Annotated in this window: 4 protein-coding genes and 4 pseudogenes; 1 reads left to right on the top strand and 7 read right to left on the bottom strand. The window is 64.9% G+C overall.

Annotated elements, in window-relative coordinates; translation table 11 throughout:
* Positions 1-386: 386 nt before the first annotated feature.
* The 3 genes and pseudogenes from ACIOEW_RS41050 to ACIOEW_RS41040 form a co-directional block, all read right to left on the bottom strand.
* Positions 387-896, bottom strand: coding sequence for an RICIN domain-containing protein (locus ACIOEW_RS41050; RefSeq protein WP_401970705.1), 510 nt, complete (start codon positions 894-896; stop codon positions 387-389).
* A 1,291-nt stretch (positions 897-2,187) separates the two neighbouring features.
* Positions 2,188-3,357: pseudogene (locus tag ACIOEW_RS41045) on the bottom strand (IS30 family transposase).
* A 315-nt stretch (positions 3,358-3,672) separates the two neighbouring features.
* Positions 3,673-4,584, bottom strand: coding sequence for a glutaminase (locus ACIOEW_RS41040; protein WP_401970702.1), 912 nt, complete (start codon positions 4,582-4,584; stop codon positions 3,673-3,675).
* A 738-nt stretch (positions 4,585-5,322) separates the two neighbouring features.
* Here ACIOEW_RS41040 and ACIOEW_RS41035 point away from each other — a divergent pair.
* Positions 5,323-6,084 carry a DeoR/GlpR family DNA-binding transcription regulator gene (locus ACIOEW_RS41035; RefSeq protein WP_401970700.1) on the top strand — a complete coding sequence of 254 codons (762 nt, stop codon included), beginning with the start codon at positions 5,323-5,325 and terminating at the stop codon, positions 6,082-6,084.
* A gap of 82 nt (positions 6,085-6,166) precedes the next feature.
* Here the strand turns inward: ACIOEW_RS41035 and ACIOEW_RS41030 are convergent, their stop codons facing one another.
* The 4 genes and pseudogenes from ACIOEW_RS41030 to ACIOEW_RS41015 all read right to left on the bottom strand — a co-directional run.
* Positions 6,167-6,340: a hypothetical protein gene (locus ACIOEW_RS41030; RefSeq protein WP_401970708.1), complete on the bottom strand. Its 174-nt coding sequence runs from the start codon at positions 6,338-6,340 to the stop codon at positions 6,167-6,169.
* A 157-nt stretch (positions 6,341-6,497) separates the two neighbouring features.
* A pseudogene (locus tag ACIOEW_RS41025) lies at positions 6,498-6,578 on the bottom strand (hypothetical protein); the annotation flags it as partial.
* Positions 6,579-6,809: 231 nt separating this feature from the next.
* Positions 6,810-7,099 (bottom strand): annotated as a pseudogene (locus ACIOEW_RS41020) (hypothetical protein).
* A gap of 511 nt (positions 7,100-7,610) precedes the next feature.
* Positions 7,611-7,807, bottom strand: a pseudogene (locus tag ACIOEW_RS41015) (ISL3 family transposase); the annotation flags it as partial.

The raw sequence follows: 7,807 nt of genomic DNA, 5'->3' as shown, positions 1-7,807 counted from the left end.
CGCCGCCCACCGCTTCACATCACTGAGATCCCCACCCATAACCAGCCCAACGACCAACCTGGCCACCAGTCACACCAAAGACCGTTGCAGTACTAAGCCGCGAAGCCGGAACCTCCGCCGTGATGGGAGGCTCCGGCGTCCTAGCGAGTGATAGCCGTTGCGCGACCACCTGCCGGTGCGCAGGGCACTCGACGATCCGGCAAGCTTCTCCGCTGCTGAAGCCCTGACTCATGAGAAGGAGATATAACTTTTTCTCATGGTCAGCCAACAGTCTCCCTTGCCACCCCTACCCTTGAGGATTTCGAAGCCTCTGGCATATTTAGAGTTGGGGTGTTGGCAGAGCCCCTAGAACTCGAGAACCCATGGGGACTCATGAACAGTCGAGGCTAACCGGGCAAGGTCACGTGTCCAGCAGACTCGCACCCCCAACCGGAGCTTATCCATTCGCTCTTGAGGGAATTGTTATTGGACACGGAAACAGTGCCAGCGTTCCAGCCAGTCAGATAGGCGGAGTTTGGGTCCCGTTCATAGGCGAGCCTGCTGACGATGTGAGAGGGGCACCCCCAGACGAACCATCGCTGGCCGAGGTCGGAGGTGTTGCAGTCGGACAGGTAGACGTTAGCGCCGTCATTGTCCAGACACGATGTGCTCGTCGAATTCCTGATCATGCTACCGCTTGCGTTCGCGGTCTCCCTGATCTGCCAGGTGACGGAGGCACCCCCATCGCAGTCGTACATGCGCACCTGCTTTCCGCTCTCCCCCAGGCAGGTTCCGGTGTGGTGATTCTCTATCGTGTTAGTGGTGGTGGGAAAGTCCACGGCGTAGGAGGTCGGAATACCGGCAACCAGAGCACCCAGCGCAGCTGCTCCAGTCAGTACGTGGCTAATTTTGTTCATGTTTGTCCTTTCTCACAGCTGCCGCCGACTTTTGACCAGCCCTGGAAGCGGCAGCGACGTCTGCTTCTACGCGTAAGCGCCCCGCCTGGTTCAGCCCCGTTCAGCCAGCTCCACGGCTACGTAGACCGCATGTAGATACGGTTGTTGCCAGATTGGTTAGGCGCGAGGCTAGGAGAGCACCCATGGGGGCGGTTGTCTGAGGTCAGCTGGCCAGGTGAAGACGTGCGGGTCATGATCCTGGCCGAAGCGGAGCCGGGTTGCGTTGGGCAACGGACCGACCGCCCTGGATCTAGGTCATGGCCTGCAGGGACGGGTCACGGTCTTCCGGCGGCACCCAGTTGTGCGAGCCGGCGTCCAACTCGGCGCCACGAGCGGTCAGTAGCAGCCGCATCGATGTCGCGCAGGACTCGCAGTCGACGGCCGTTGGGCCCGTCGATACCCAGCTGGGAAAGCCCCGCCGACCCGCCATCCGGGCGGGCTCGAAAGGTCGCCCTAGTAGATGGGGGCGTCTGTGCCGTGTTCCGCCACTTGGGTGTCGTCCCATGCGTCGATGCGGCCATAAATGGGGTGGCAGCGTGTCGCCTTTCACCCAGAGATGAGTGTCGACCCCTTCGAGCGGCAGGACGCACGGTTCGGGGAGTTCGTACTCTCATCGCAGTGGGCACTTCGGGTGGGGTGCGTTCTGCGCGCTCTACCTCTGCGGCCCGTCCCCACCGCAGGCGGTGCGGCCCTTCAAGTACGGACCGGGGGTGAACGGGCAGCGGAAGAGCTGTACCAGGTCCGCATCCTGGGGCCGGCAGCCAGACCCAGGATGTCCCCACGGAAGAATTGGGTGCGGCCCAGGCACCGGTCCGTTTTCCCAAAGCGTTTCGGCCCCGGGCCACGGCCGGCTCTATGGCCAGGCACCCGCGGCCTGGGCCGCTGCGGCTCTCGTCCGGCACGTATCCTCGGTCGCGTTGGTTGGTACATAAGTTTTGAGCCCAGCAAGTCCGCGCGGTTTAGAGCAGATGTCTCTGCGCTTCAGAGCGCCGGGTATGACACGCTGAGCGGCGCTTCGCATCGCACGACCGGTGATGTGATGCTCAATGTCTCGCCCCGGTCGGTTCTGAACCACCAGGCAGGGCCCGCTAGACGTATCCACTGGCCAGCACGTAATGATCGCAATAAGCCTCGTCGTCGGCACACGAGCCGACGGCAGCGGCGACCACGGCCTCGCATCTCCCGCAGTCGGTCCGGACGGACCGTTCCTACCGCCCACTCCCCCATCTCCAGTACGGCTGCCAAGGCGAGTTCAACCAGTCGTTGCAACACCGGGCTGTTGCAGCGAGCGTAGCTGCTCTTCGAAAACCTCGGCCGGTGTCCGCCAGTCGAGGATCTTGCGGGGCCGGTGGTCCGTGGACGACCAGCGGGAGAGGTCGGTGCCTTTCGGGAAGTACTGACGCAGCAGCCCGTTGGTGTTCTCGTTCGTCGGTCGTTGCCAGGGCGAATGGGGATCGGCGAAGAACACCTTCGTCCCGGTATCGAGGGCGAACTGGGCGTGGCCGGAGAGTTCCTTTCCGCGGCCCAGGTGAGGGTTTTGCGTAGCTGCTCGGGCAGCTGCGTCATCGAGGCGGTGAGCGCCGTGTTCATCGCGATCGCGCCATAGCCTCCGAGCGAGGGGCCGTTCTTCACGGGCGGATTCTCACCCCAGCCCTCGAGCCGGGGCAGGTGGACCAGGAGCGTGGAGCGGCTGCTGCGCTCGACCAGCGTGCCGATCGCAGAGCGGCCCGTCCCGATGATCAAATCTCCTTCCCAGTGTCCCGGGACCGCGCGGTCTGCGGCCTCGGCGGGGCGTTCGCTGAGGATGACGTCTGCGGTGACATGCCCCTGCGGTTTGTTCTGCGAGTGCACGGGGAGTCCGCAGCGCCCGGCCGGTGCGCAGACACGTGACCAGCTCCCGCTTGAGCGCGCCACGGCCCTCGATGAACATCGCCTGGTAGATCGCTTCGTGGCTGATGCGCATGGGCTCATCATCAGGGAAGTCGACAGGGAGACGGTGCGAGATCTGCTCCGGGCTCCATGCCGTCGCCCATCGTCTGTCCTGCCGGTGCGGCTTGTTCAGCCCTTTCCATGCGGGCGTCCTGGGTCCGGGGACGATCGTGCCGTCGGGGCGGCGGACGCTGCCGGCGAGCCGGTCCTGTACGTACTCACGCAACCTTTCGTTGCCTGTGAGCTTCGCGGTCTTCGGGCGCTTGGCGGCCTGCTGTGCTTTCCACTGGGCGACCGTCGCGCGGTACTCCTGTTTGCCACTGCGCGTGGCGGCGTTGCGGCGCAGTTCGCGAGAGATCGTTCCGGGGTCACGCCCCAGGGCGCGGGCGATCTCGCGCACGCCCTTGTTCATCGCCCTGAGGATCGCGATCTCCTCGCGCTCCTCGAACGCGAGGTACCGGCCCGTGGGCTCGGCCAACGAGATCGGAGGCATGCCGCCAGCGTGACGAAACCACCTCGCACCCACCGGCCACGACACGCCGACCGCCAACGACGCCTCCACCGTCGTGACCCCCGTGGCGATCAACCGCCAGAACTGGCGCTGCACGACTCGAGACGGATCAGGCCGCCCCGGCGAACGCATCGCCGGCCGCAACGCACGATCAGCGCGCCACTGCCGACGCCGACCCTCCGGAACATCGCTGGTCTTCAAACTCCAGTCCGCCGTGGCCACGTCGCACACCTCCGAGATCAAAGTGTTGCGACGACCGGTTGAATTCACCCAATTCACCGCGGTCAAAATGTGCGCTCAGAACACCGAGAGCCCTGTGGCAGTGGTGAAAGCCTCCATCGCTGCCACTGCGCCTACCGAGTTTCCGGCCCGGTCCAGGGCAGGGCTCCAGGCACACAGCACCGCCCGGCCCGGCAGTATCGCGAGCACTCCACCGCCGACACCGCTCTTGGCAGGCAGACCGACCCGATAAGCGAACTCTCCAGCGGCGTCGTAGGTCCCGCAGGTCAGCAGGACGGCATTGACACGCTTGGCCTCTGTGCTGCTGAGCATTCGCGTTCCGTCGGCCCGCACCCCGTGGCTCGCGAGGAAGCGGCCCGCGAGGGCCAGGTCGCGGCAGCTGGCGCTGATCGAGCAGTGAGCGAAGTACTCCTCAAGTACGACCGCGACAGCATTGTCCAAATTGCCGTGGCTGGCGATGAAGTGGGTCAGTGCAGCGTTCCGGTGGCCATTGGCAGCCTCGGACGCTGCGACGGCCGGATCGATGCTGATCCCGGCATTTCCGGACTCCGCTCGGAGAAACTCCAGAATGTGCTGGGACGCATCCCCAGTCAGCGTCTGCAACCGGTCGGTGACGACGACGGCGCCAGCGTTGATGAAGGGATTTCGCGGGATTCCACGTTCAGCTTCTAATTGCACGAGTGAATTGAAAGGCGTCCCGGAGGCTTCCCTCCCGACACGGGTCCATAGCTCGTCTCCTCCTGTGGCTAGAACCAGTGCTAGGGAAAACAGCTTTGATATGCTCTGGATGGAAAAGGGCTCCTTCCAGTTCCCCACGCCGTGGAGCTCACCATCGACCGTGGCCAGCGCCATCCCGAAGGCATTTGGGACCGCCCCTGCCAGTGCCGGGATGTAGTCGGCGACGTGTCCCTTTCCCGCCTCGCGGTGAGCCACAGCCATTGCGGTGCGCAGGAATTGCGGGTAGTCCATGCCGTCCTTCGGGGCCGGGGCGAAATTTTGTAGGCAGGATAGCGGCCGCTCACACCGCCCCGAGCCACGTTGCCGTGGTCACCCTGCACGAAGGCGGTGCGTCCAGCTCCGGACCTGTAGGGTTTGAAGGCAGCTGTGGTTGTCGAACCGTCACCCCAGTCCCACCGGGGTTCACAGAAGGAGCGGGCTAGCGATCAGGCCAGCCCCACGACCGTCTCACGCACCCTGGAATTCTTCCACCCGCATGATCAACCCGCACGGAGACTCCCAGCCTGAGCTTTTCCAGACCGGCGACGGGATCACGCTGCGCCCCTGCGACGTCGACCAGACCATTCGATTCTCCTTGACTTGGTGAAGAACCATCCGCGCAGCATCGCCGTAGCCGGCGAACTCGGCGCCGAAGCAGTGGTGGTCGTGGTGCGCTTCGCCCGGGATCCGGTACCGCACTAGGACGATGTCACAGCCGCCCGGCTACACGTGCGGTAGCTCCCATGGCCACCCGCGATCGCGGCGCAGGAGCCACGCGCCGCAACCCACCCGGCCGTGGGCGTACCCTGAAGCAGGCTTTTGTGACCCGCCCGGAGGCTGGCTGCTGCTGGAGGGTCAGCATCGATGACATCCGAGAAACTGGCGTAACACATGCCGAACTGGTCGTGTTTTGCTCTTGCTTGTGGGACTTGCGCAGGGGGCCGAAAGACAAGGATCCGCAGCAGTGCACCCCCAGCAAGGAAGTGGACCGTGAATAGCGAGGAACGCCGTCGGGGAATCCTCGAGACGGCCCGTCGGGACGGGGCCGTCGACGTCAACCGACTGGCTGACATGTTTCAGGTGGCCAAGGAGACCATCAGGCGGGATCTGCGCGCAATCGAGGAGCACGGTCTGGTCCGGCGGACGCACGGTGGGGCATACCCCGTAGAGAGCGCCGGGTTCGAGACCACACTCGAGACGCGGACCACCCGCCATGTGCCTCAAAAGTCCCGCATCGCTGCGGCAGCCGCAGGCCTTCTCGGCAACGCGGAGACCGTCTTCATCGACGAGGGCTTCACCCCACAGCTCATCGCCGAAGCTCTTCCGCGGGATCGACCCCTTACCGTCGTCACAGCGTCCTTGATGGTCGCCACCGTCCTCGCGGATGTGGATAGGATCGTTGTGCTTCTGCTTGGGGGGCGTGTCCGCGGCGGCACCATGGCCACGGTCAACCATTGGGCCACCAAGATGCTCGCGGACTTCGTCATCGATCTGGCGTATCTGGGTGCGAACGGCATCTCCCGCGAGTACGGACTGACCACGCCAGACCCATCGGTCGGAGATGTCAAGGCACAGGCCATGCGCAGCGCACGCCGCCGTGTGTTCACCGGTGTGCATCGGAAGTTCGGCGCGGCGAGCTTCTGTCGTTTCGCCGAGGTCGGCGATTTCGAGGCCATTGTCACCGACGTCGGACTCCCTTCGGCCGAGGCCCAGTGTTACTCCCTCCTCGGCCCGCAAGTGATCCGCGTCTGACCATCACTCTGTCGGTCCTCTGCCCTCACGAAAGCAGCCAGAAGGCCTGGCTGACTCTGTCGGGGATGTTGGTGTCGCGTGCTCAGTCTCTGGCGGGCCGCCAAGACCTCGGCCCCAGACGGACCAGGCGGCCGTAGCGGCGTCGCCACTCCTCGTCGACCAGGTCGGCCAGCAGGTGCGGAGCTGTGCCGGCCAGCTCTTCCAGCGCGGCGCGGACGACCTCGGTGACCAGTTCCAGCCGGGTCAGGTCGCGCACCGCGGCCAGGACGTGGGTGGAGTCGGTGCGCTGGGTGGTGCGCTCGCGGACAAGACCGGCCTCCTTCAGGCGCGCGAGCTCGAGGTCGAGGAGGCGGTCGGCCGCGGAAGTCGCCCAGCATGCTGTGGTGGAATCCAGGATCGTCCAGTTCCATGGCCAGCGCGTTCTTGGAATCGATGCGGCAGCGAACGGCCTCGGCCGCCTGCCGGTCCGACAGGCCGAGCAGGAACCGCTGCACACAGACGGTGGCCAGCTGGGCGGGCGAGAGCCCAGGGCGGCCGTCGCGCGGGTACCAGTCGGCGAAGTCCTCGTCACGCCACAGCCCTCCAGGTGGTCTTTCACCCACATCGCCGTTGTACCGCCTGGGTTGCTCGCTAGCGCCATCTGCGCGGTCAGAGAGGGAACTTGCTCACCAGAACAGGCATGGAGCGACAACGGGCGCCGTCGCTTCCGTCGGCCGAGCACTTCATCAATTGTTGCTCACCCTCTGAAAGATCTTGGAGAACTCGTCGTTCTCGATCAGTCCGGCGATCACGTCGGCCCTGTTGTCGATGCCGGGATCCCTGATGATCAGGCCGTCCGAGACCCAGAAGTACCGGCCCCCGGGGGCCTCGTCGGTCCCTGCCCAGAGATTCATCGCTCGACTTCCGCGATGGTGAACACGGTCGCGGTCCAACGAGATCCATCCTTCAGAGTCACGAAGACATCGACGTTGCAGACCTCGTCCAGGTCCTCGCCGTCGCTGGTGTCGGCGTACACGTGAACGCGGCTCTGGCAAGATTTTCGTAGCCGGAGATCATCCGCCCCGCCTACCACCGGCGGGACGCAAGAGGGACGTTGTCGGATGACGTGCACGCGCAGCGTCAGCAGGGGCTGTGAGACGGTGCAGGGTGCCATATCACCTGCGGTTCTTCTTCGAGCACGGCGTCGACGCCCCCCTGTGGCCAGGCCGTCCGGCGATCCTCACCTCGTCGACAGTCCTTACGGATACCCCTGTGAACTGAACCGGCTGCCGATCACTTTGAACACGCAAAACGAACTGTCAAGACTGGCCGAGTAGTACCAGTCGTCGCTCGACTGGGAGTACCCACCGGACCCGCCTCCGTGGCCCAAGGAACAGCAGGAGCTGTTCACGCGGCAGGCGGACGCCGCACTCGAGATACTCCGTCGCGAGTTGGGTGATGGCTGGGCAGTGGAAGACCAGCGCCAGCCGTGGTGACTTTGCGGTCGGTTGATACCGGCCGGACCTACTAACCACAGAGGAACAGGCTCAGGAAGCGTTGCCTCTCTCAGGGCGGTACGGCCGGTCCTGGAATCGGCGCCGAAGGTGGGCGATCAGGACGACGCGGTGGCGGAGAAGGGAGACGCCAGTACGTCCGGCCATGAGTCGCTTCTGCAGCTTGACGTCGGTGATGCGGCCCTCGTTGACCCCGGAGTTGTAAGGGGTGGTGATCCCCTGGGCGACGG

The sequence above is a fragment of the Streptomyces sp. NPDC087901 genome (assembly GCF_044742205.1).
Lineage (GTDB): Bacteria > Actinomycetota > Actinomycetes > Streptomycetales > Streptomycetaceae > Streptomyces.
The sequence above is the reverse complement of the archived record's forward strand: the minus strand, read 5'-3'. Positions and strand labels throughout refer to the sequence as shown.